General features: G+C 38.4%; 18 protein-coding genes. 13 read left to right on the forward strand and 5 right to left on the reverse strand.

Annotation, left to right across the window (positions count from 1 at the left end; translation table 11 throughout):
- Positions 1-77: 77 nt before the first annotated feature.
- The 3 genes from dnaN (at position 78) to ACRD64_RS09100 (ending at position 5,115) form a co-directional block, all read left to right on the forward strand.
- Positions 78-1,205 (forward strand): DNA polymerase III subunit beta, encoded by a 1,128-nt coding sequence (dnaN, locus tag ACRD64_RS09090; RefSeq protein WP_430933001.1) that lies wholly within the window; start codon positions 78-80, stop codon positions 1,203-1,205.
- A 221-nt stretch (positions 1,206-1,426) separates the two neighbouring features.
- Positions 1,427-2,626 carry a tRNA 2-thiouridine(34) synthase MnmA gene (gene mnmA, locus ACRD64_RS09095; RefSeq protein ID WP_430933002.1) on the forward strand — a complete coding sequence of 400 codons (1,200 nt, stop codon included), beginning with the start codon at positions 1,427-1,429 and terminating at the stop codon, positions 2,624-2,626.
- Between the two features lie 179 nt (positions 2,627-2,805).
- Entirely contained in the window at positions 2,806-5,115 is a 2,310-nt protein-coding gene (locus ACRD64_RS09100) for a beta-N-acetylhexosaminidase (protein WP_430933003.1), read from the forward strand.
- Positions 5,116-5,217: 102 nt separating this feature from the next.
- Here ACRD64_RS09100 and ACRD64_RS09105 read toward each other — a convergent pair whose 3' ends face one another.
- Entirely contained in the window at positions 5,218-5,721 is a 504-nt protein-coding gene (locus ACRD64_RS09105) for a SixA phosphatase family protein (RefSeq protein WP_430933004.1), read from the reverse strand.
- Between the two features lie 127 nt (positions 5,722-5,848).
- Here ACRD64_RS09105 and ACRD64_RS09110 point away from each other — a divergent pair, with 127 nt between their 5' ends.
- Positions 5,849-6,361 carry a metallophosphoesterase family protein gene (locus ACRD64_RS09110; RefSeq protein ID WP_430933005.1) on the forward strand — a complete coding sequence of 171 codons (513 nt, stop codon included), beginning with the start codon at positions 5,849-5,851 and terminating at the stop codon, positions 6,359-6,361.
- Positions 6,362-6,440: 79 nt separating this feature from the next.
- On the opposite strand, the gene ACRD64_RS09115 is transcribed toward ACRD64_RS09110, so the two are convergent.
- Positions 6,441-7,283, reverse strand: a complete 843-nt coding sequence (locus ACRD64_RS09115) for a hypothetical protein (RefSeq protein ID WP_430933006.1) — start codon at positions 7,281-7,283, stop codon at positions 6,441-6,443.
- A gap of 102 nt (positions 7,284-7,385) precedes the next feature.
- Positions 7,386-8,216 (reverse strand): hypothetical protein, encoded by an 831-nt coding sequence (locus ACRD64_RS09120; protein WP_430933007.1) that lies wholly within the window; start codon positions 8,214-8,216, stop codon positions 7,386-7,388.
- 504 nt (positions 8,217-8,720) lie between these two features.
- On the opposite strand from ACRD64_RS09120, the gene ACRD64_RS09125 reads away from it, so the two are divergent.
- Positions 8,721-9,656 (forward strand): GDSL-type esterase/lipase family protein, encoded by a 936-nt coding sequence (locus tag ACRD64_RS09125; protein ID WP_430933008.1) that lies wholly within the window; start codon positions 8,721-8,723, stop codon positions 9,654-9,656.
- A 92-nt stretch (positions 9,657-9,748) separates the two neighbouring features.
- Here the strand turns inward: ACRD64_RS09125 and ACRD64_RS09130 are convergent, their stop codons facing one another.
- Together ACRD64_RS09130 and ACRD64_RS09135 are read right to left on the reverse strand one after the other, a co-directional pair.
- Positions 9,749-10,795, reverse strand: a complete 1,047-nt coding sequence (locus ACRD64_RS09130) for a TRM11 family SAM-dependent methyltransferase (RefSeq protein WP_430933009.1) — start codon at positions 10,793-10,795, stop codon at positions 9,749-9,751.
- Positions 10,796-11,009: 214 nt separating this feature from the next.
- The gene (locus ACRD64_RS09135) at positions 11,010-12,623 is read right to left on the reverse strand and encodes an ABC-F family ATP-binding cassette domain-containing protein (RefSeq protein WP_430933010.1); all 1,614 of its coding nucleotides are present in this window, start codon (positions 12,621-12,623) and stop codon (positions 11,010-11,012) included.
- 511 nt (positions 12,624-13,134) lie between these two features.
- Between ACRD64_RS09135 and ACRD64_RS09140 the strand changes: the two genes are divergently transcribed.
- From ACRD64_RS09140 to ACRD64_RS09175, 8 genes are all read left to right on the forward strand, one after another.
- Entirely contained in the window at positions 13,135-13,926 is a 792-nt protein-coding gene (locus ACRD64_RS09140; RefSeq protein WP_430933011.1) for an META domain-containing protein, read from the forward strand.
- A 173-nt stretch (positions 13,927-14,099) separates the two neighbouring features.
- A complete protein-coding gene (locus ACRD64_RS09145) occupies positions 14,100-14,948 on the forward strand; it encodes an HAD-IIA family hydrolase (RefSeq protein WP_430933012.1) in 849 nt (282 codons plus the stop codon).
- An 81-nt stretch (positions 14,949-15,029) separates the two neighbouring features.
- Positions 15,030-15,866: a CvfB family protein gene (locus ACRD64_RS09150; protein ID WP_430933013.1), complete on the forward strand. Its 837-nt coding sequence runs from the start codon at positions 15,030-15,032 to the stop codon at positions 15,864-15,866.
- A gap of 331 nt (positions 15,867-16,197) precedes the next feature.
- On the forward strand, positions 16,198-16,992 hold the full coding sequence (locus ACRD64_RS09155) for a sirohydrochlorin cobaltochelatase (RefSeq protein WP_430933014.1): 795 nt from the start codon (positions 16,198-16,200) through the stop codon (positions 16,990-16,992).
- A 126-nt stretch (positions 16,993-17,118) separates the two neighbouring features.
- Positions 17,119-17,712 carry an ABC transporter ATP-binding protein gene (locus ACRD64_RS09160; protein ID WP_430933015.1) on the forward strand — a complete coding sequence of 198 codons (594 nt, stop codon included), beginning with the start codon at positions 17,119-17,121 and terminating at the stop codon, positions 17,710-17,712.
- A gap of 6 nt (positions 17,713-17,718) precedes the next feature.
- Positions 17,719-18,507 (forward strand): ABC transporter permease, encoded by a 789-nt coding sequence (locus ACRD64_RS09165; protein WP_430933016.1) that lies wholly within the window; start codon positions 17,719-17,721, stop codon positions 18,505-18,507.
- A gap of 220 nt (positions 18,508-18,727) precedes the next feature.
- Entirely contained in the window at positions 18,728-19,498 is a 771-nt protein-coding gene (locus ACRD64_RS09170) for a polysaccharide biosynthesis/export family protein (RefSeq protein WP_430933017.1), read from the forward strand.
- Between the two features lie 22 nt (positions 19,499-19,520).
- Positions 19,521-21,926, forward strand: a complete 2,406-nt coding sequence (locus tag ACRD64_RS09175; protein WP_430933018.1) for a polysaccharide biosynthesis tyrosine autokinase — start codon at positions 19,521-19,523, stop codon at positions 21,924-21,926.
- The last annotated feature ends 4 nt before the right edge of the window (positions 21,927-21,930 follow it).

A 21,930-nucleotide genomic window follows, 5' to 3' on the forward strand; every position in this document is an offset into this window, starting at 1 on the left:
GGAGCAAATAGATTGGTCGCCTAATAGGAAGATTGAGTTTTGCACCGGTTATTGTGGTTTCGCTAATTTTTAAACGCATGAAATTTGTAGTTTCAAGTTCTGAACTTCTATATCACTTACAGGCGGTAAGTCGTGTTGTTAGTAATAAGAGTACTATTCCTATTTTGGAAAACATTTTATTTGAGTTGGGCGAGGGAAAATTAACCATTACGGCTTCCGATTTGGAATCTACCATGGTAACTTCCATGACGCTAGACAATCTGGACGGGGAAGGAGTAATTGCCTTGCCAGCTAAAATATTACTTGAAACACTAAAAAAATTCCCTGAGCAACCAATTACTTTCGATTTCGCTATGGATACCAAAGCGGTGGACATCATCACCGATAAAGGTAAGTTTAGCGTCATTGGTTTAGATGGGGACGAATTTCCTGAAATACCTAAAATTGATGCAGACAAAGCTTCTCGTTTGCAGTTGCCTGCTTCTTTGGTGCTCTCGGGTATTAACAAAACATTGTTTGCTACTGCAGATGACGAGCTTCGTCCTGTAATGAATGGTATTTTAATAGAGATGTCGCCGGAAAACCTAACTTTTGTGGCCAGCGATTCTCATAAATTGGTTCGTTACCAGCGCACGGATGCAACCACGGAGTTCTCTTCATCTTTCATCTTGCCTAAAAAACCTGCCTCGTTCTTAAAGAATGTTTTGGTAAAAGAAGATGGTGACATTACTATTGAGTTTGACGACAAAAATGCTTTCTTTCAAATGGAAAACCATCAATTGGTTTGTCGTTTGGTTGAAGGGAATTACCCGAGTTATAATGCGGTTATTCCTCAGGATAACCCGAATAAAATTATCATTAACCGTCAGGAAGTGGTGAACTCGCTAGGCAGGGTTTCTTTGTTCTCGAACCAGGCCAGTAACCTGGTGAAGCTTTCTATTGACGGGGATGAATTGATGGTTTCGGCGCAGGATATTGACTTCTCCATTTCTGCATATGAAAAATTGGGCTGCCAGTACGATGGAGATCCCATTGAAATTGGATTTAAATCTGCCTTCCTAGCCGAATTGTTGGACAATATATCTTCTGAAGATGTAGTGATGGAATTGGCTGATCCGGCAAGAGCAGGTATATTTTTACCGGTAGACAATGATGGACCCGAGGACGAGTTGATGTTGCTGATGCCGATGATGATTAACGCATAGTTGTCCGCGGATAAATAGAATTAGACAAACTAATATAACTTAAAAGGGAGCATGTTGCTCCCTTTTTTTTTATGTACGACGGAAAATCTGCTTCATCTGTGGCCTAGAACCGGCTGTGAAACAACCATTTTTAAGTTTTATGATTTGAGGAATGACATGTTACTAATTTAATTTATCTTTGTGCGCTAATTTTTTGTACAAGAATAAGAAGAGGAATTAAAATGCAAAAGAAGAAAGTAGTCATAGGATTATCGGGTGGAGTTGATTCAAGTGTAGCAGCTTATGTGTTGAAGGAACAAGGCTATGAGGTGATCGGTTTGTTTATGAAAAACTGGCATGATACTACCGGTGTACTCGAAGCGGATTGTCCTTGGTTGGATGATAAATTCGACGCTATGGCTGTGGCTAAAAAGTTAGATATTCCTTTTCATTTTGTGGATTTGAGTGAGCAATACCGTGCGCGTGTGGTGGATTATATGTTTGCCGAGTACGAAAAAGGTCGCACACCAAATCCGGATGTGCTTTGCAACCGGGAAATTAAATTTGATGTTTTTCTGGATAAATGTTTTGAGCTGGGAGCCGACTATGTTGCTACGGGGCATTATTGTCGTAAGGAAACCATTGAAAAAGACGGCAAAGAATATCATCGTCTGCTGGCAGGTAGCGATAACAACAAAGACCAAAGTTATTTCCTTTGCCAGCTTTCGCAAGAACAGCTTTCTAAAGCTTTGTTTCCTGTTGGGGATATTATTAAACCAGAGGTGCGCAGGATTGCCAACGAGTTGAATCTAGTAACCGCCCATAAAAAAGATTCACAGGGAATATGTTTTGTGGGTAAAGTGGACTTACCTGTATTTCTTCAGCAAAAGCTCGAAGCCAAAAAAGGCAAGGTTTTCTTGATCGATAACGAAGCTGAATTGTATCAGCGAGACTGGCAACAAGCCAAAGATAATCCTTCGGATGAACTGTTGGAGGATTTATCAAAACCATATATGTTTCATCCTAAATATGGTAAAAAAGTAGGAGAGCACGGTGGAGCGCATTTTTATACCATTGGTCAACGTAAGGGTTTAAATATTGGGGGGTTCCCTGAACCCTTGTTTATCATCGGAACTAACATAGAATACAACCAGGTATATGTGGGTATGGGCAAAGAGAATCCCGGCTTGTTTCGTCAGGTGCTAAAAGTTAATGCCGACGAGTTACATTGGGTTCGGCCGGATTTGGCCATGGAAGTAGGGGAGAGCCGTAGGTTGAAAATTCGTATCCGTTATCGCCAACCGTTGCAAAGCGGAGTTATTCACAGAAGAAAAGAAGGTATGTATGTGGTGTTTGATGAACCGCAACGGGGTATTGCCGCTGGTCAGTTTGCTGCCTGGTATGTGGATGATGAACTGATAGGATCAGGCGTGATTAATTAACAGTTATCGGTTGCAAGTTGATAGCCAATGGTCAACTATCACATGGTAGTATTTGATGCTTTATAGGTTGACGGAAAAAGAGAACAGTTGCTGTTTACTTTGTCTAGAATTTTACCGGGTTATTATAAACAAACGTAATGTGTTAATATTTAGTTTTAATGTTGATAAGAATGATCGCTATGAATAAATTGATATTACTGATAGGTTTAACTGTTTTATGGGTTAGTTGTCATACGAATAGGGAGAAGCAAATAAAGATAATTCCCAAGCCCCTCAAGGTGGTAGATATTTCTTCTGCTTTTGTGCTTAATAAAAATACAAATATTGTATTTAATACAGACAACGAAGAGTTGCTAAATTGCAGCGTATATTTTCAAAAGGAATTGAGCAAGATAGCTGGATCTATAATTCCAATGGCGGAAGCAATTAATTATGAAAATCAGATTATTATTGAGCATAAACCTGAGCTAAAAAGTGATGCATATAATCTGGAAATTACAAATAACAATATTTCAATTTATTCATCTTCTTATGGCGGAGTAGTATACGCATTGCAATCATTAAAGCAACTAATCGCAACCAATAATGAGGAGAATACTACACGAATAACTATTCCTGGCCTATTGATAGAAGATGAACCTGCATTTGTATGGCGAGGGTTTATGCTTGACGTGGTTAGACATATGCAAACGGTCGATCAGCTAAAACAGGTCCTAGATTATATGGTAGAGTTGAAGTTAAATGTGTTTCATATGCATTTAAGCGACGATCAGGGATTTAGAATGGAAATTGAGAGTTATCCTAAACTAAACGAAATTGGTTCGTGGCGGGTTGATTATAATACAACGGATGAAAATGTAAATAGCTACTGGGGAAGGCCTGAACAGAAAAAAGGGGATAAAGCTACTTATGGCGGATATTATACGAAAAGTGAGTTAAAAGAGTTAATCGCTTATGCGCATGAAAGGAATATACAAATCCTCCCTGAGATTGATGTGCCCGGTCACTCAAGGGCCATTATTGCATCATATCCCGAATTGTCGTGTTCAAAAAATAAAACCTATGTGGCAACTGGATGGAGTCGTTTGAATAATACTTTGTGCCCAAGTAATGAGGCCACGTATCAAATGATGAGTAGTGTCATTAAAGAAGTGGCTGAATTATTTCCGATGGAATATATCCATATTGGTGGCGACGAGTGCTATAGGCATTACTGGGAAAAGCATGATCAATGTAATGATTTTATGAAATCAAATAGTTTAAAAGATACTCGTGAATTGCAAAGCTATTTTATTCATAAAATGGAGGAATTGGTAAGGGCAAATGGAAAAAAAATGATGGGTTGGGATGAGGTATTAGATGGAGGATTGGCTCCTAATACAACAGTTATGTCGTGGAGGGGCGAAAAAGGTGGAATTAAAGCTGCTCAGATGAACCACGATGTAGTGATGTGTCCATTCAAATACCATTATCTTGATTTTAAACAGGGCCAGTCCTCGTACGAGCCTAATTTAGGGTATGGACAAAGTTTGTTATCTGATGTGTATGCTTATTCGGTTATACCTAATGAGTTAAGTAAAGAACAAGGGAAATATATCATCGGTACCCAGGCAAATCTTTGGACAGAAAGTGTTTCTGATTGGGGAAAGCTTACTTATATGGCTTTCCCTAGATTGTTTGCAGCGGCAGAAAACGCATGGACACAACAAAGAAATAAAAATTGGGATGATTTTGTCGACAGACTGATACCGCATATGGAGTTGATGGATAAAAAGGGTATCAGGCACGCAAAGAGCGTGTTTAATCCTTGGGTGCATCATAAAGGGAATGGTAAGAGGATTGAAGTTTGGTTTACTTCTGAAATATCAGATCCAGTGATCCGATATACCTTAGATGGATCGGAACCGAATATGCAGAGTCCGATGTATACAGATACGATTGAGATTAATAAAACAGCAACGCTAAAGGCTGCCATTTTTGATAAAGATAAAAGGATGGGAGATGTGTTAAATCAAGTATTTCAAATTCATCAGGCTGCTGGGGCAGAAATGCGACTTATCGAAGGAGAAACCAATAATAATCTTCAGTCCTTAACAGATTTGTCTTATGGCGAATTTTTGCAATCAGGCGATACAAGCTGGGTAGCGTTTCATGGGGATTGCCTGATTGAGGTAAAGCTGCCTGAACCCAAAAATATAAATACTATAACGTTACGATCGTTAAGGCATACCTTACATGGTTTATATGCCATAGCCCGATTCGAGGTGTTTGCAGATATAAATGGTGAATACATAAAAATAGGAGATACAGGAGACATTGCAGAGAATTATACGCAAGGGCGTAATATAAAAACGAATAGCTTAGCTTGTCAGGCTAAAAACATTCAGAATATCCGTATCAAAATATATAAAGTAGATCCAATTCCCGAAACGCATGCGGGAGCAGGCAAAGTATCCCATATGAAAATTGATGAATTACAAATTTTTTAAATACGATGGGTTGATGAACATTGTTTACTCAATTGCACAATTCAACCTAATACCCTTGCGCTTTTATAACTTTATTACCATATACCTTGTTCCCAGTTTCTTTTATTCTTTAAACATCTTTGGATAAATATATAGCTCAACTTTTCCGGCTCTGGCTTCAACGTCGTTCCAGGTATCAGCGGCAAAATTAATCACCGTTGTGCAACTCGTAGGAAAGTGCCATAGGTCTTCAGTAATCAGATTTACGGTTAAGCCGGCAATATCCGGGTTATGACCAAAAACGATGATGGTATCATGTGCTTCTCCTACCTTAGATAAATAACTGAGCATCTCTGAAGTAGTATAACCATCGTAAATAAACTGTTCTTTCCGTATTTTATCCTCTGGATATCCCAGATGTTCTGCAAAAATCTTGGCAGTTTGCTTGGCTCGTTTAGCCTTGCTGGTAACAAAAAGACTTGGAAGAATACTTTTTGCTTTAAGTTGCTCTGCAATAATCACAGAATCTTTATGGCCGCGTGACATAAGCTTGCGGTCAAAATCAGATTTGCTGTAATCGTAAACCTGCTCTGTTTTGGCGTGACGCACTAATATTAGTTTTTTCATTTATGAAGTATCAAGTTTATCGGTCAAACATTTATAATTTAAAACCTTTATACTTTTGTATTTCTTCTTTATGCGATTATTTATTGTCTAAAATAAGCTATTTTCGGGCAAAATAAAACTTTAATTGATGACTCGTATAGGACTATTATCGGATACCCACTCTTATTTCGACCCCAGATTTAAGGAACTTTTTGCCGATTGCGATGAAATATGGCATGCCGGTGATATTGGAGATGTAAAAGTACTTGATGCCCTGCGCGATCTAAAACCAACCCGGGCTGTCTTTGGTAATATTGATGATGCACAAATTAGGGCCGACCTGAAGGAACATCTTCGTTTCGAATGTGACGGAGTTGATGTTTGGGTCACCCATATTGGTGGTTATCCAGGCAGATACTCCCCATCTGTAAAATCAGAAATATACAAGAACCCGCCCAAACTATTTATTTGCGGTCATTCGCACATCCTAAAGGTAATTTACGATGATAAAATCAATTGCCTGCATATGAACCCAGGGGCTGCGGGCCGTTCCGGTTTTCACGCAGTGCGGACGGCCATCCGGTTTGCGCTGGATAAGGGTGAGATTAAAGATTTGGAGGTAATTGAGCTGGATAATAAAAGTTTTGGGGCCAAGTATTAGTTTTTTTCTTTCTAAACACTTGCACTTATATGCATTAAATATGATAATCATTCAGTTCTTAATGTTCCTTTGACTACGCCTAGCCCTGTTCCTTCACCTGTTTCACTAATCTATCAGCTAAAGCTTCTATTAAATCATCAAATTCCGGAGCGTTGGCATCACTTAAGGCTGTTATGTTATTTTTAAGGAATTTGGGTGGTGCAAATAAATAGGTTCGTTTTTTAAATTTCCACTCCCGCTCTATTCCCAGATACTGGTGTGTGCGTTCGTCAACTTTGCCTAATTCGAAGATATCTTTTGCATCATTATCTTTTTGGGATTTTTCATCAATGCTTTTACTTTCAATATTTACCAATACAGCAGTTGTTTGAGGTAGACCCAGCAGTAGTTCACAAATAAAGAAGATATTGCCGCTGCGGCACAGTTTGCGATCCCTGTCACTAAGGTTTTGTTTATCCTGGACACCTTTAACCTGATATGCCATGCCGTTGAACATACTTTTTGAGAAGTTTAGTTTTGAATCAGAAAAATTGCGGTTTAAAACAGTTTGGATAAGTTCTTTCCCCATGGGGCCGCCAACACCTTTATGGCTAAAAACTCCTTCTTCCACATTCATTTCAATAAACATTCCGGACTGGTTTAAAATATTTTTCACCGCTTGGTAGTTGTATATAGTGAACGGTTTATCGGTCACATCATTTTTGACGGAGTGCACGGCTTTAGTCATAGCCGTAAAAAACACACTGACATCAATAAAAGAATCTTTAATATCCTGATCGAAATTTTGGATACTGTCAGTGGTGGCACAAAGCATTATATTACCTGTTTCGTTAAATACATAATGCTTGGTCATGGGGGTATAATATGACTGAGCTTCCTTATCGTTGTTCCCTTTTAAATAACGCCAGATTTTTTTAAACATTATAATGGGTTTAGTTACATATGGTTTTGACAAGCATTTACGGCCTTGCATAATTGCCTGTTGTAGTATTAGCGGTTAATATTCTGTTATGTTTAACCCAGGTTATTTCCCGCTTCCGCCTGGTTTAGGAGTAGGTTGACCTCCTTCGTTTTCGGAAATAGCAGACTTAATGGATTCAACTAGGTTGTTAAATTCCGGATCTGACATCGCCTCATTTAGAGATACCGCGTGTTTGACAAAGGAAGGGGGAACGAATAGGTAAACCGCTTTACGAATGGAGATTTCATACCTTTTATTTTCAAAACTGAGGCAAGGTCCCGCTTTCATAATTCTTGCAGCTTCTTTGGCATCAACAGAAATTATAATCGGAGTTATAGAGACTGCTCCCAATAAATACTCACAAACAAAAACAATGGTACCAACTCTTGTTTTTTTACTTGAACTCTCCGACTCAATTTTAATGGATTCTTCTCCCATGCCAACAATCATATCCATCAGTGATTTCCCGATAGATGCCAGGTTACCGCTCAAACCGAAAAGCGTTTGGATCAATTGGTTTCCGATGGTAAGTCCCCATTGACTGCTTATGAAACGAATATTGCTTTGGGTTACCTTAACAAAGAGGCCAGAAGAAGAGACTAGTTTGTCTAAAGCATCATAATCATATAGATTGGCCCCAGCCTCTGTCATTGCTTTGGTCATAGCAGCAAAAAACAAACTTACCTGGCCAAAGGCTTCTTCCGCTTCGTTAGATATGGTTACATGATCAGTATCGACACCGTTGAGTGTTGTTGCAACAAATAGGTTCCCGGTTGCATTTACGACAAATTGTTTGGTGGCCGGTATTTCGGAGTTTTTGCCACTTGTAAGGTTGGCTGCCCGTGTTTCAGCGTTGCTGATCATGTGATCTTTAGGTGGAGTTACTGCTGGCATAACATTATAGTTTTAAAGTTTTATTAGAATTCCTTTTTTTTAGCAATCGACGGTTATTTTGAGTTATCGATCAATAAATATTTAATTGATACTGCACCGGGTTTCGTCCGGGAAAGTATAAATTACTGAGAGTAAGTTAGGTAAATATACAAAGAACAAGAATGTAAGTCAATAAGGATTTCAAAAGCTTGCAAAGTCTGTTTGGATGCAGTGTACCGTCTTGTCGTTTGCGTTACTCTTTTTAACCTGGCAGCTGAGTACCCAAAAATTAAAGAAGTCACCAATTATTCTTATTAATGCTAATATATTTCTGTTCGAAATAATAGAGGGTGTTGAATTGCCAATCATCTCAAAAGTGGGCAAGTATAGCCATAAGTAAAATCCTTATGGGTGCTTAATTATGAATTGTTAACCGTTCGTTATGGCTTATAAAAACAACCAATATGCATGTTGTCTGTTATAATTTAAGCAAGTTGTAAGAATCGTTTTTTATTACAGTAATCCGTGAAAAAAATAACCCTGTTCATATTTTTTCTGTTTTTGGGTATTGCATCAAGAGGTCAAGAGATACTCGTAAGTAACCCTATTCGTTTTTTGGCGTTGGGAGATTCATATACCATCGGGCAAAGTGTGCTTGTTTCGGAACGGTGGCCAAATCAGCTGGCTAGTTATCTGGAGAATCGTGGTTTTACCATTGGCAAGCTTGAAATTATAGCACGCACAGGTTGGAGAACGGATGACCTACAGAATAATATTGAGCTGCAAAACCCTTCGAATGATTACAACCTGGTATCCCTATTGATTGGTGTAAATAATCAGTTTCAGGGAACCAGTTTTGAAAAATACCCAACAGAGTTTAGGCAATTATTAAACCAGGCCATTCAATTTTGTGGAGGCAAGGTTGCTGGCGTATTTGTTTTGTCCATTCCGGATTATGGCTACACTCCTTTTGGTACTTATAACAGGGCGACGATTAGTGCCCAGATAGATATGTACAACCAGGTGAACAGAAGAATTTCAGAAGAATTAGGCGTTACCTATATTGATATAACAACTATTAGCAGAGAAGCAGAGGAAAAGCCGCAATATATTGCCAGCGATAATCTACATCCCAGTGGTCAAATGTATGCCCAATGGGTTAGAGAGGTAATACAGAATATGGATTTAAATATCGCTCCAGGTGTTCCTTCAAACAAGGAACGATATCGCTGGAATTTATACCCAAACCCTGTTATTGATGAAGTTAGAGGTACTTCGGCCGTTCCGATTGCCTCTATTATAATCTATGATTTATCAGGGGAGCAAATTATATACCGGAGTATTCAGGACAATGCGTTTAGTATGGATATCTCCGATTTATCTTCAGGTGTTTATTTTTACCGGACTATATTGGTTAACAAAGCGGAGATATCAGGAAAATTTTACGTTCGTAAAAATTAAGGATGTTCTGTTGCCAGTGTATACCTAATCAAAAGCGACATTGTTGTTTCAATTTCCCTAGGATCTGATCCCCTGCTTCTTTTACATGTCTTTTACCTTTTCCTGGCCACAACAATATCTCTTTTTATAGATTTGTCCACCATATGTTCAAATTCGTCGTAAGGAGAATCAGATAATACCTCAAGTCCATGTTTAGTAAATGTTTCCGAAAGTTTTTGTCGGTTAACAATGAAGGAATTCCATGCTACGATTATTGCGCCGCCTTTTTTTAATACTTTCACCCATTCCGGTAAACATTCATCCAGAAGGTGGGATGGGTTTCTGGTTTTGGAGGCAGTTTTTTTACCTTTTACGTTTCCATGCGCAATGCCATAGGGTAAGTCACCAACAATAATGTTAAACAATTCCTTTTTAAAATATTTAAAAGCATTTTGAGAATTGCCATTCACCATACCCAGGGTTTTGATCGTTTCTCTTGATTTGAATTGTTCTTTGCTGGTAGCATATTCAAATTTCTGAATCTCCACAGCATCAGATTTATTTGAACCATAAATCTGCTTCTTGCTCATTAGATGTTTTACTCTTTCTGTCTGCAAATATTTCCTAAAAAAAATACTCGCTTCGTGCACCGACTTTGGTTCTATTTCAATACCGTATGTGTCAAAGCCATAGGTTGTTCCTTCAAACAAAGTGGTTCCCTTCCCGGCAACCGGGTCCAGCATTTTTATTTTATCGCCGTAGGTAAAATCACTTGAAAGCATAGCAACGTTAATCATCATCTTGGTAAATAACTCGTTGGTTTTGCCGGGGTATTTAAGGAGCGAGCTGATTTTATTGTTCAGGTATTCGTATTCGTCCCTTTGTATTGGAATTAAATAATCTTCATTGTCCTTGTGCTTCAGCACAAAAATGGCAAAAACAAAGGATAGCCTCGCTATTAAATTTAAATCTTTTGGGGTAAGAGTGCCATCTGATTCGATGGATAAATAGCGGATATTTTTAATCTCTACAATATCAATATTGGTGCAATCAGCTGATAATCTTGTGCTGGCCAATTTTAATTCTGCCAACGCTAACTTGTCGGCTATACTGTAATAAACCCGGTTGTGCCCGGGATGCTGTAGTATTAGGTACTTCATCTGATATAAAAATCTATCAACCGATAAACAAATTCCTATTTATAATGGGGAGTTCAGAAATCCCCCAATAGTATTAGTAAGAATGGCTATTGGCTAACCTTTGTTAAACCAATAGCCATTAATGTCATCATTAAACCAAATGAACGTTTTGTAAGTCAAGTGCTAAAAACGTTCAACTTGTTACTTTTAACTTTATGAAGTTACAAAGTTGTATTTAAACGTACATACTGTCTCTTCTTTTCATCAACTCTTCGTCGGCAATGTAATCGTCATAGTCCATCTGCTTGTCGATAATTCCCGACGGTGTTAACTCGATGATGCGATTACTTACTGTTTGAATAAATTCGTGGTCGTGGCTGGAGAACAACACGATTCCTTTAAACTGCTCCAGCTTCTCGTTAAAAGCCTGTATAGATTCCAGGTCCAGGTGGTTAGTAGGCGTATCTAAAATCATGGTGTTGGCATTCTTTAACATCATACGCGCAATCATACAACGCATTTTTTCGCCACCGGAAAGCACTTTGCTTTTCTTGTAGATTTCCTCTCCTGAAAAAAGCATTTTACCTAAGTAGCCTCGGATAAAAATTTCGGTTGTATCATGAGAATACTGTGCCAGCCAATCCTGAATATTCATGTCGTTATTAAAGAACCCAGAGTTTTCAACAGGGAGATAGGCTTTGGTAATGGTCTGACCCCAGCGGTATTCCCCGGTATCCGGTTTGTGTATATCGTTGATAATGTCAAACAAAGCACTCATGGCTCGAGGGTCTTTAGAAAGGAAAACGATTTTATCGTTTTTTTCCACATTAAACGAAACGTCTTTGAACAAGGTTTCTCCCTCGATGGAAGCACTTAAATCTCGAACCTCCAAAATGGTATTTCCCGGCTCTCTTTCCGGGGTAAAAATGATGGCAGGATACTTACGGGTGGAAGGGTGAATTTCTTCCACGTTTAATTTTTCTAACATCTTTTTACGACTGGTGGTCTGCTTACTTTTGGCCACGTTAGCACTAAAGCGGGCAATAAACTCCTGAAGCTCTTTTTTCTTTTCCTCGGCCTTCTTGTTTTGTTGCTGTTGCTGACGAAGCGCCAACTGACTCGACTCGTACCAGAAACTGTAGTTACCCGAGAATAACTGAACCTTACCAAAGTCAATGTCAACCGTATGCGTACAGATGGAGTCCAGGAAGTGACGGTCGTGGGATACCACCAATACCGTATTTTCGAAGTTCGACAGATAATGTTCCAACCAACTCACCGAATCCAGATCCAGGTCGTTGGTAGGCTCATCCAGCAGGAGGTTTTCAGGTTTACCGAATAGGGCGCGGGCCAAAAGGATTTTTACTTTTTGCTTACCGCTCAAAGTACTCATTTGGGTGGTGTGCAAATCTTCCTTGATACCCAATCCGCTTAACAAACTGGCCGCATCACTCTCTGCATTCCAGCCGTCCATTTCTGCGAATTTCTCCTCCAACTCCGAAGCTTTGATACCATCCTCGTCCGTAAAATCGGGTTTGGCATATAAAGCATCCTTTTCGTGCATCACTTCCCAAAGATGAGTGTGTCCCATCATCACGGTATCTAAAACAGTCAGTTCATCAAATTCGTGATGGTCCTGCTTAAGCACGGACAAACGTTCATTGGGGCCAAAAACAACCGTTCCGCCGGTTGAATCCAATTCGCCGCTCAATATTCTTAAAAGGGTAGATTTTCCGGCGCCATTGGCTCCAATAATACCATAGCAATTGCCTTGTGTAAACTTTAAATTCACATCCTGAAAAAGAACCCTTTTCCCAAACTGAATCCTTAAATTCGAAACTGTAATCATTTATATCGTTTTTTTTATTTTCACTTAAATAGTCTTATGGCTAAGCTAGCTTGTTGGGTTTGTAGACTGGAACAGAGATATTGCCTGTAATTTAGTAGCTTAATATATCTTGAAAATAAGTATATTATCTTATGTCTAAAATCTGACGATCTATTCAATAAAATGCGCGCAAAAATAGGTATTATAATTGAGCTTAAAGTACCTTGGGTAGTTTTTAATTGTTAAGGAATGTTTAATGGATGGAAAACGTTAATGAATGAACACCAGAGAACTTGGGTTTATTTCTTCAGACAAGATTTGCAGGATTTGCAATAGAATCCAATCAAGGCTTAAATAATAAGATTTTTGCCGGAGGAATTCAATAGATCAGGATTAAGTTGACACAGAGGAATATTTCTTCTCATGCCTTACCTATTGCGTAACTAATCCTGAATATTATTTATTTCAACTTACTATGGTTGAAAATTAATGTGTAAATTAGTTTTTCAACAATAACAAAAAGGTAGTTCATATGATAAGGAATATTTTAATAACATTTACTGTTTTCTTTGCATGCGCTTGCGCAACCTTAAAAGATAAAACGCATAAAGAGCAAGGTGCTATATTAAGTATGCAGGAATCAAATGTCAATTACGAAATGCAAAAGAAAGGAGTAGATTTCTTGGCCTCGGGAAATGACTCGGTTTGGTTGCTGGAAATTGATTTTGATAAAAAGGTAAGATTCACATCATCCCAATTGGAGAAAGATTTTGAAGTAAATATACTTGCGCTGGGTAAAGGATTAAAAGGTTCGGAGGCAACACACGAAGTGATCAGCAAAGACGGAAAACTGACCGTAAGTATTAAAAACAAAGAAAAAAAGTTTATTCTGCCTGGAGAAAAGCCATTTGATGTTGTTGTGGCTTATGAAGACCATAAAACTAAATCGTTACAAGTGTTTAATGGTGAGGGTGAATTTTATGGTGCCATTGGTTTACATGATAGGTGGAACCTGGATAAGATCAATGGAGAAAAGCTAGATGCTTCAGGCCTTCGCAACCATCCGTTCATGGAAATTTATTTGGATAAAGGAAAAGCCATGGGTTTTTTAGGGTGCAATAATTTTTCATCAAACATTTATTTTGGAAGGGAAGAAATTTGTTTCACTGCAGTTTTGAGCACAAAAAGGGCTTGCCTCAACGATGTGGTTGAACCAAAATTCACAAAAGCAATTTCGGGTAAAGCACTTAAATATAACTTCAATGACTTATATCTAATATTGGAGAATGAAACGGATACTTTGGTTTTTAAGAAAGGAGATTAGATTTGAGTATAAATATGTCACAATGCCTATCTAATAGCTATCAAACAAATCTAAAAACAATTTTTGCCACATAATGAATATAGTCTGATCTAAAAATTATCTTTGCGGCCATGTAAACATATGAGATAAATTTATTTTGCTTAATAAATTAGGGTCTCATTATTCAACGTTTAATGGAAATTGCAAAGTTTAAAGAAGTAGTTCGGCAATATAAAGTCGTGTTTTTTGATGCTTATGGTGTATTGAAAAAGCACAATGGAATAATGAATGGCGTAAAAGAGATGTTGGATTTTCTTAAGGAAGAAGGCATCGAATTTTATATTATCACCAACGATGCTTCCCGTTCGCCCGAGCTGCTGGCAAAAACCTATCACGAAGCGGGTATTGAGATTATAAAAGCAGATAACCTGATTTCGTCGGCTATGATGAGCATGACGTTTTTAAAAGAAAATATTCACCCTGGCGCTTCAGTAGCATATCTGGGGCGTAATACTTCGGAGTTTTTTATTAAAGGTGCCGACTTGGTGCCGGTAAGAATAGAAAATGTTGAACCCAAAGACTATCCTGATATAGAAGCAATTGTTCTGTTTGATGATGGTGGTTACGAATTTCACCCGGGAATTAACAAAACCCTTAATCTAATTAGAGGTACTGATGTTCCGGTTGTGGTAGCCAATCCAGATTTAATTTATCCGGTTAATAATGGTGAAACAGCGTTGGCTATTGGAAGTATTGCCAATATGTTTGAAGCGGTGGCCAATCGTAAATTTTTTAGATTCGGCAAACCGGATGTCAGTGTTTTTAAATATGCTTTTGATAGAGTGAACAAGGAGCGCAAAATTTCGAAGCGTGAAATTTTGATGGTTGGGGATACCCTGGCAACCGATATTATTGGTGGAAATAATTTTGGTATCGATACTGCACTTGTTTTATCGGGCAGTACTATTCCTAAGCAAGCTGAAGTTATGATACAGGAAACGGGGATTAAACCAACCCATATTTGTATCTCAGTGGTGGATTAAAACTTATCTTACCATCTTAATACTTGCGTCTTGTTACTTGCTACTTTAAAAGTATCTTTGCAATATAAATAGATAAATACAATGACAGAAATAGGTAAATATAATGTGTTGAAAGTGGTGAAGGACCTGGACTTTGGCCTTTATTTAGATGCGGGTGAAGATTTGGGGGAAATTCTGTTGCCCCGCAGATATGTACCGGTTAACTGTACCGTGGATGACGAGTTGGAAGTGTTTATTTATCTGGATTCGGAAGACCGGTTGATAGCCACCACAGAAATGCCGGAAGCAACGGTTGGAGAGTTCGCTTTTTTGGAAGTAGTATCCGTGGGTAAAGTAGGAGCTTTTTTGGATTGGGGTTTGCCCAAGGATTTGTTGGTGCCGTTCCGTGAGCAAAAAATGGACATGGAGAAGGGCAAGAAATATGTTGTTTACGTTTATCTGGATGATGAAAGCCGCAGAATAGCCGCATCGTCTAAAATCGAGAAGTTTCTGGATAACCTGCCGCCGGAATTTGAGGAAGGACAGGAAGTGGACTTGATTGTTTATCATCAGTCGGAACTGGGATTTAAAGCGATTGTTAACGGTACACATACAGGAATACTTTATGACAATGAGGTTTATCGTAACTTAAGGCGTGGCGATAAAGTTAAAGGCTACATTAAAAAAGTAAGGGAAGACGATAAAATTGATCTGGTTCTTGAAAAACCGGGATATGGAAAAGTGGAAGGCATTGCCCAGTCGTTGTTGAATAGACTGGAAAAGGCCAATGGATTTATAGATATGACCGATAAAAGTTCGGCAGATGAGATTAACCGCCGTTTGGGAATAAGCAAAAAGAACTTTAAAAAAGCTGTCGGCTCACTCTATAAGCAAAAAATCATCGATATTGAACAAGGCGGAATCAGGCTTTTGAAATAGTACTACAATGGAAAATAAAATTTGTCAATGGCAACTTTAATACCTCTAGTCTGAAAATTAAGATTACTTTACCCAGACTTTCCAAAGCTGTTGACGAAGGGTTTAGTGATATCAGAATATTTTCGGATAAGCCGACTTATTTAAATTTTGAAGCATGAGGAGGTGGAGAAACGTATGTTAGCCCTGCCATTAAAACTCCTAATAAGGTAGAGCTATTAATTTATGGAAGTGTGAATATTGGGGTAGGTAATTCAAACAATGGATTGAGTTAACCGCAGTAGATATTATTTATCCTATAATCGGAACTACACATATGCTATCGAAAAATAAAATGGAAAAACCAATTAAGAAAGGAATTTTATTGGTGTCCTTCGGATCGTCGGTCCCTTCTTCAAAGGTGGCATTGGAGAATATGCATCGTGAGGTGAAAAAATCTTTTCCCGGCACAAAAATCCAATGGGCTTATACCTCTGCCTTCATCAGAAAAAAGTTGCGGGAACAAGGAGAAGCTATTGATTCTCCGGTTGTGGCATTGTCGAAAATGGCAGATGACGGTTATACCCATATTGCGGTTCAATCAATGCATACTATCCCTGGTTTGGAGTATGATTATTTATTACAGACAGTAAAAGGTATCACGGAAATTCCCAAAGGTCCTGTGAAAGTGAAAGTGGGACGGCCACTCTTATACTCCCATCAGGATATTGAGTTGGCCGTAGATGCCATGATCGCTAATTTTCCGGAAAGGGAGCTGAATGAAGGTGTGGTTCTTATGGGACATGGCACTCCTCACTTTTCCAATGTTTTTTATCCAGCACTCAATTATTACTTTGCCGAAAAAACCGATGGTGTATTTTTAGCAACAGTTGAAGGATTCCCAACGATACAGGATATAATTGTAAAGCTTAAACGAAACAAAATCGACAAAGTATTTTTAATGCCTTTTGTGAGTGTGGCCGGAGGTCATGTAAAAAACGATATGTGTGGAGATGATCAAGGCAGTTGGTATCATTTATTAACTTCTGCCGGGGTTAAGGTGGAATGTATCTTAAAAGGAACGGGTGAAATAAATGAAGTGGTTTCTATCTGGGTACAACACCTAAAGGATGCCTTTTATAGTCTCTGACGTGGGATGCTTTTTTCATTACAAAAACAATACTCTCGCTATTTTTTCTAAATTGCACTGCAAAGAATTAATCTTCATGTTCATAAGTTAAGCATTCTTTATGAGCATCTATCTCAATACCTGATTATGATTGAATGTAAAAACATATCCCTCTCGTTCGATAAACTGGAAGTATTCAAGAGGTTCAATTTAAAAATTGAGAGAGGGGAATCGGTATGTATTTCAGGAGAGTCTGGCAAAGGAAAATCGACGTTGTTGAAATTGTTGCAAGGTTTTGAGTTGGTAAATGAAGGAACTGTTATCGTTGCAGGAGACGAACTAAATGAGAAGTCAGTCGGGCAGATTAGAAATAAGATTGTCTGGGTTCCGCAAAATATCAATTTACCCGTTAAAAATGGGAATGAATTGATGGGGCTATTGCAGATAGGGGACCAAAAAGAAAAGGTATTAACCTTTTTAAAACAGCTTGGTGTCGACGCAAGGAATTTGGGGAAAGATTTTTCAGACGTCAGTGGAGGGCAAAAACAGCGTATCATCATTGCTATTTGCCTATGTTTAAATAAAGAAATAATATTTTTGGATGAACCCACATCATCGTTAGACGAGCATTCTGTTCGGCTGTTGGTGAGCACAGTGAAGTCGTTGAAGGGGAAAACTATTGTTTCGGCATCGCACAATAAAATCTGGTTGCAAAGCGTAGACCGGGTAATTGAATTGTAGGCTTTTATGGGAAAAACCATCGACATACAATTGTTTGATCTTAGCCTGGCGTTTTTGGTAATGATCATACCTGTTTCATTGTTTCTGTATCACAGGGTTAAAATAGTGAAAAGCGTTTTTATAGCTTTGTTGCGAATGATTGTGCAATTAAGCATGATTGCTTTGTATTTGGACCAACTCTTTGAACTGAACAATGCCTATGTAAATACTGGTTGGGTTTTTATAATGATTCTTGTAGGTGTTTCTACAGCTATTACCCGAGTGGGGCTGAATTGGAAATACTTTATTGTCCCCTTGTTTTTCTCGGCTTTGACATCAGTACTGGTTATTGACAGTTTCTTTCTGGGAATGGTAATAAAACCCAATTATTTTTTCGATGCCCGTTATTTTGTGCCAATCACAGGCATGGTGTTAGGAAGTTCGTTGAATCATAATATTGTAGGCTTAACTGCCTATTTTAAAGGCCTTACGGAGAAAAAAGAACTATTTTTTTTCCTCTTGACCAATACCGGAGAAAATAAACTGGCCTTGCGACCATTTATTACTGAAGCAGTAAAAAGGGGGTTGAACCCGATGATAGCCAATATGACGGTTATTGGCCTAATCTCTCTTCCGGGAATGATGACAGGACAACTGTTGGGAGGTAGCGATCCTGTGGTAGCAGTTAAATATCAAATAATGATTATGTTGGCCATTTTTACCGGAAGTACCATGAATCTTTTCCTGAGTATTTTGTTTTCCAATCGGTTTATCTTTGATAAGTTTAATAGATTGAAGAAAGAAGTTTTAAAATAATAACTCGAATCGATGTTTAAAACCTAAATTATCATTAGTGTAATGTGCATATCTCCATAAAAAGATTATTTTTGCTTGTTTAATTATACAATCCATAACAGGATTTATCATTTCTTACGTTGAAAACATTAAAAAACCCTGATAATCAATGTAATATATTTTTATATTCCTTTTTGCCATTTTGTTTGTTCTGGCCTTGCCGGTTATGTACCATACTAACATGAAGCGTTTAAAGGGAAAAATTATTTGGTTGCCTTTGTTGTTGATTTTGGCAGTATCGTGTATACCGCAAAAAGAATTGCTATATCTGCAGGAAAAAGAATCAATTGTTGAGTACGAGGCAGTTACTGAAATTACAGGAAAGTACACGCTACAGCCGAATGATTATTTGTTTATCCAGGTATCAACCTTCGACCCTAAGCTTTCGGAGTTTTTCAATACGACACAGGGAACCGGTGTAAATCAGTCAACACAAAACAACCTTTTTATGTACATGGTGGACGACGACATGAATATCGATTTCCCTTATGCCGGAAAAATAAACCTGAAAGGGTGTAACCTGGAGCTTGCCAAGGAAAAAATCAAAGCGGACTTAAAACCCTATTTGAAGGAATTCAATTTAATTGTGCGTTTGGGAAGTAATTCTTTTACTATATTGGGTGAGGTCTCGAGTCCGGGACAACACAAAATGAGCAAGGATCAAATCACAATTTATGAGGCAATTGGTATCGCAGGTGATTTGACAGCTTACGGTAAAAAGAAGGATGTGAAAATTGTTAGGCCACAAGCGGATGGAACCTACAAAACATTCATGGTAGATATTACAGACCATAAGATTATCGGTTCCGATATGTATTTTATATATCCCAATGATTTAATTTATGTTCGACCCATAAGAGCCAAGCAATTGGGTATTGGAGAATCTTTTAGCTTGGGTATTTTTTCTTCGTTATTAGCTTTGGCTTTAACTATTGTAACTTTAACAAGATAGTCGGTAAAGTATTATTTATTGTATGCAAAATTCACCAAACAACACCACTACCGATTCAGGATTAAATATAAACCTCGATTACAAAAAACTAATAAGGGATATACTTCTGTATTGGTGGCTGTTTGCAATAACACTACCAATCGCTTTGGGGGGCGTGTATCTCAAGCATCGCTGGGTTACCGAGATATACAGTGCTTCCATGCGGATATTGATGGAAGAGCGGGGCAATGACATGCCCCAGACGGATATGATGGAAGGTTTCGGTTTAACGCCTGGAATGAGAAATCTGGATAATCAATTGGCTGTATTAACTTCGTGGGACATGGTAAGCAATGCCATCAACTCCCTTAATTTTAATGTAAGTTATTTTGTAAAAGGTAACTTTAAAACTACCGAAATATATCCGGCATATGATTATTGGGTGGAGTTTGATACATTGCATCCCCAACTATTGAATACTGCGTTTTATATTGAAAAGATTGATGCCAATACATTTGAGTTAAAATATTCAACAGAGGGACAAGCCACCTATAATTACAGTAATGGTAACATGAGTTCCGTACCCGGTACATTGCAGGTATCGGAGCGGTATCGAATTGGCGAATGGATTAGTAAGGATTATTTTCGCTTTAGGATAATGAGTGGCCGATTTTCTTTGTCTTCGGAAAACCAATATTATTTTCAGTTTAATCATCCGGGAGCCTTAACGGGCCAATATTCCCGGTTGTTAAGAGCAGAAAAAAATGGTGAGTCTTCTATCGTTCGAATCTCTGTTACAGGAGCCAACAAAGGCAAGAACATAAAGTTTCTTAATACTTTGGCCGATGTGTTTATTGCATCAAATCTTCAAAAAAAGAATCAGATAGCTACCAATACCATCAAGTTTATCGAGTCGCAGCTGATCAATATCAAGGATTCGTTAAGCGATACAGGTAAGGAGCTGAGTAGTTTTAGGACTTTTAACAGGATTCAAAGCATCGATTCTAAAACGGAATATTTGTTTACCCAATTACAGGAGTCGGAACAAAAACTTGCAGAGCTGTACATTATGCAAAACTATTACGACTACCTTATTAACTATTTTGCTAACAGTGAAATAGATAACGAGATTATAGCGCCGGCCATTTATAAGGTTGACAATCAGTTGTTGACTTCCCAAATTCAAAAAATAATTGATTTAAATGCTGAGCGTTTGGCCGTGGGAATCCCTTTGGGAGAAACCAATATTAATCCTTATTCGGAGCAAAAGGAAATGGAGTTGAAGCTGGCAAAGGAAGTGTTGATTAAATCTATCGAGAACCAAAAAGGAAATTTATCCGATCAAATAAGTAGAATTAAGGAAGAAAAAGACAAGTTTGAAGCTGATTTATATGGTTTGCCCGAAACAGAACGAAAGCTGCTGGGGATAGAACGTAAGTTCGACTTGAACAACGAGGTCTTCACCTTTTTGTTACGGAAAAGATCCGAAGCACAAATCCAAAAGGCATCCAATACGCCCGATCATCAAGTTTTAGAAGCTGCCAGGAGTGGGGGGCAAGTAACGCCAAGTTTGCAAAGTAATTTGCAAAAAGCCGGGATGATTGGGCTTCTAATACCTTTACTCATTTTGGTTGTCAGGCAGTTGCTAAACAATAAAATTACCGGCGTAGATGATGTCGAGAAGATTACCTCGATTCCTATTATTGGCCAGGTAATCCATAGTAGTAAAAAGGAGGTGAACGTGGTAAGTACGCACCCAAAATCTGTTGTTACGGAAACCTTCCGTAGGGTTCGGACCAGGCTGGAATTTTTGGTGGGCGATAAAAAAGCACCGATTCTTACGGTAACATCCTCTATGCCAGGTGAAGGGAAAACTTTCTGCTCCTTGAATTTGGCTTCCGTATTTGCTTTGTCGGGAAAAAAGACCGTTATCATCGGTTTTGACATGAGAAAACCGGGATTGAACAAAGTTTTAGGTTTGAATGATTACGGAGGGGTGTCCAATTACCTGATTGGAAAGGCTGAACTGAAAGATATTATTTTGCCGGACCCATCCGGGTTGGAAAATTTATATATTATTCCTTCCGGCGTGATTCCTCCGAATCCGTCAGAATTGATTAACTCTGATAAAACCAGTGAATTGTTCGCCGTGTTACGTCAGCAGTTTGATATTATTATACTCGATTCACCACCCATGGGGGTGGTTGCAGATCCATATATTTTAGCGCGACATTCGGATGCTTTAATATTTTTGGTCCGTCATAACCATACTATCCGCCAGGTATTCGCACATACGGTATCTAATTTAAAAGCAGAAGGCATCACAACCAATGTGGGCATTTTGCTGAACGACCTGAATGTTAAACAGGGGGGGTATGGTTCGAATTATGGTTATGGTTATGGCTACGGTTATGGCTACGGATACGGGCATGGATATTACGAGGAATAGGTTG

Source organism: Saccharicrinis sp. 156 (assembly GCF_050589685.1).
Lineage (GTDB): Bacteria > Bacteroidota > Bacteroidia > Bacteroidales > Marinilabiliaceae > Saccharicrinis.

What these genes read in the sequence shown, in the direction of transcription:
- ACRD64_RS09145 (WP_430933012.1), top strand. Translation starts at nt 14,100, where the DNA reads ATGGAAATTGCAAAGTTTAAAGAAGTAGTTCGGCAATATAAAGTCGTG.
- ACRD64_RS09175 (WP_430933018.1), top strand. Translation starts at nt 19,521, where the DNA reads ATGCAAAATTCACCAAACAACACCACTACCGATTCAGGATTAAATATA.
- ACRD64_RS09100 (WP_430933003.1), top strand. Translation starts at nt 2,806, where the DNA reads ATGAATAAATTGATATTACTGATAGGTTTAACTGTTTTATGGGTTAGT.
- ACRD64_RS09115 (WP_430933006.1), bottom strand. Translation starts at nt 7,283, where the DNA reads ATGTTTAAAAAAATCTGGCGTTATTTAAAAGGGAACAACGATAAGGAA.
- ACRD64_RS09120 (WP_430933007.1), bottom strand. Translation starts at nt 8,216, where the DNA reads ATGCCAGCAGTAACTCCACCTAAAGATCACATGATCAGCAACGCTGAA.
- dnaN (WP_430933001.1), top strand. Translation starts at nt 78, where the DNA reads ATGAAATTTGTAGTTTCAAGTTCTGAACTTCTATATCACTTACAGGCG.
- ACRD64_RS09155 (WP_430933014.1), top strand. Translation starts at nt 16,198, where the DNA reads ATGGAAAAACCAATTAAGAAAGGAATTTTATTGGTGTCCTTCGGATCG.
- ACRD64_RS09160 (WP_430933015.1), top strand. Translation starts at nt 17,119, where the DNA reads ATGATTGAATGTAAAAACATATCCCTCTCGTTCGATAAACTGGAAGTA.
- ACRD64_RS09130 (WP_430933009.1), bottom strand. Translation starts at nt 10,795, where the DNA reads ATGAAGTACCTAATACTACAGCATCCCGGGCACAACCGGGTTTATTAC.
- ACRD64_RS09140 (WP_430933011.1), top strand. Translation starts at nt 13,135, where the DNA reads ATGATAAGGAATATTTTAATAACATTTACTGTTTTCTTTGCATGCGCT.
- ACRD64_RS09165 (WP_430933016.1), top strand. Translation starts at nt 17,719, where the DNA reads ATGGGAAAAACCATCGACATACAATTGTTTGATCTTAGCCTGGCGTTT.
- mnmA (WP_430933002.1), top strand. Translation starts at nt 1,427, where the DNA reads ATGCAAAAGAAGAAAGTAGTCATAGGATTATCGGGTGGAGTTGATTCA.
- ACRD64_RS09105 (WP_430933004.1), bottom strand. Translation starts at nt 5,721, where the DNA reads ATGAAAAAACTAATATTAGTGCGTCACGCCAAAACAGAGCAGGTTTAC.
- ACRD64_RS09150 (WP_430933013.1), top strand. Translation starts at nt 15,030, where the DNA reads ATGACAGAAATAGGTAAATATAATGTGTTGAAAGTGGTGAAGGACCTG.
- ACRD64_RS09135 (WP_430933010.1), bottom strand. Translation starts at nt 12,623, where the DNA reads ATGATTACAGTTTCGAATTTAAGGATTCAGTTTGGGAAAAGGGTTCTT.
- ACRD64_RS09170 (WP_430933017.1), top strand. Translation starts at nt 18,728, where the DNA reads ATGAAGCGTTTAAAGGGAAAAATTATTTGGTTGCCTTTGTTGTTGATT.
- ACRD64_RS09110 (WP_430933005.1), top strand. Translation starts at nt 5,849, where the DNA reads ATGACTCGTATAGGACTATTATCGGATACCCACTCTTATTTCGACCCC.